This window comes from Paraburkholderia ultramafica, assembly GCF_902859915.1.
Taxonomy (GTDB): domain Bacteria; phylum Pseudomonadota; class Gammaproteobacteria; order Burkholderiales; family Burkholderiaceae; genus Paraburkholderia; species Paraburkholderia ultramafica.
Map to the genome: position 1 here is coordinate 1 of NZ_CADIKK010000132.1, position 1,641 is coordinate 1,641.

The following is a 1,641-nucleotide window of genomic DNA, read 5'->3' on the forward strand; positions in this document are numbered from 1 at the left end:
GGTTCTGTAGTGCAACACGTACCCGGCGGATACGGCGCGCATCCTGAGGTTCGCGCCGACGCAATTCCTGCACGACGAAGTCGAACAGTTCCATGCGCGTGGCCAGATCCGACGCGGGTAGGGAAATGCCGCAAAGCTGAGTAACTATGCAGTCCGCTTCTACAATTAATCGCCCATCCTTCCCCATAGCGCGAGTATAAAGAGACGCGATCATGACGTTTGAAATAGCAAAACTAGAAATCATGACGCTCAATTCTCCTCTCCAAGACTTCAACGAGAAATGCGATGAATACGTTATTGCCTATATTGAGAGCGCTCCGGCGCGCCGAGTTCATGAGAGCATCATTCAAACAATGGATGCTCGCCCTGCTGCTGGCTCTGCCGCTGACCCCATGGACCGCGGCGGCCCAGCCCCCTGGTGGGCAGCCCAAGCTAGATAGCAAGCTCAAGCTCCCTCCAGCCGCGCATGCTCCAGCGGGGTTCGTTTTTGTTCCCACGAGCTGGTGCGCTTTCTTCCCGAATCTGCCGGGTTGCCCGGTGCAGCTCTTACCGGGCGAAAGCGAAGTCACCAGCTTCGGATCGAATCCGGGAAACCTACGTATGTTTACGTTCGTACCCCAAAATCTGGCTGCATCGCGCCCGTTGGTCGTTGTACTCCACGGCTGTACGCAGAACGCAACGAATTACATTGACGAAACCGGCTGGGTCCAGTTCGCCAATAAATTTCATTTCGCAATGCTCATGCCGCAACAACAGCTGGTAAACAACAGCTCCCTCTGCTTCAGATTTTTCGACTCGAACCACAATCAGCGTGGCCAAGGCGAGGCGTTATCGATCAAACAGATGATCGACAAGATGCTGGCGGATTCGAAGTTAAATATCGACAAGAACCGGGTCTATGTGACCGGTTTATCCGCTGGTGGCGGTATGGCAGCCGTCATGCTGGCGACGTACCCAGAAATTTTTGCCGGCGGAGGTGTTATTGCGGGAATACCTGATGGATGCGCAAAGACTTCGGACGAGGCGACTCAGCAATGCGGGGTCAGCCTAAGCCACCAGGCAGCGTCGGTCCCGGTAAAGGATTTGACACCACAGCAGTGGGGCGATTTGGTCAGGAACGCCCTGGTCACAAGCGACCCCAACTTCAAGGGGCCCTTCCCGCGCGTTTCCATCTGGCAGGGCACTGCCGACGATACCGTGAACCCACAGGACGAAACTGCGCTGATCAGGCAATGGACGAACCTGCTAGGTGTCAGCCAGACACCGCAAGTCGATGAGACCATCAAGGGACACACCCGCCATCAGGTATTTCAGGACAACAATGGCAAGGCCATGGTCGAAGCGTTTTTTGTCCAAGGTATGAATCATGGTACACCGATCGATCCCGGTCCGGGAGACGACCAGTGCGGCAAGCCCGCTCCCTTCGTTCTCTCAGCAGGAATTTGTTCCAGCTTCTTCATTTCAAAATTTTGGGGAATCATCCCATAGACGGTTGGGCTTTGTCGACCAGTCGCCATGGGGGTGGAGTGAGGTTCTGATGTGATGGACGACTCCCGCTACGCAGCGAGAGGTTTATGCCAGAGTGGAGCGGTCGTGACGTCCACGGCAAAGGAGCGTTCATCATGAAGATAGCGACTGTTG

Annotated in this window: 2 protein-coding genes; one reads left to right on the top strand and one right to left on the bottom strand. The window is 55.3% G+C overall.

Annotated features, from left to right (window positions below):
* Positions 1 to 253: hypothetical protein (locus HV744_RS36510; RefSeq protein ID WP_175154075.1), on the bottom strand; the 253-nt coding region annotated here is incomplete at its 3' end.
* Between the two features lie 32 nt (positions 254 to 285).
* Between HV744_RS36510 and HV744_RS36515 the strand changes: the two genes are divergently transcribed.
* A complete protein-coding gene (locus HV744_RS36515) occupies positions 286 to 1,488 on the top strand; it encodes an extracellular catalytic domain type 1 short-chain-length polyhydroxyalkanoate depolymerase (protein ID WP_175154076.1) in 1,203 nt (400 codons plus the stop codon).
* The last annotated feature ends 153 nt before the right edge of the window (positions 1,489 to 1,641 follow it).

What these genes read in the sequence shown, in the direction of transcription:
- HV744_RS36515 (WP_175154076.1), top strand. Translation starts at nt 286, where the DNA reads ATGAATACGTTATTGCCTATATTGAGAGCGCTCCGGCGCGCCGAGTTC.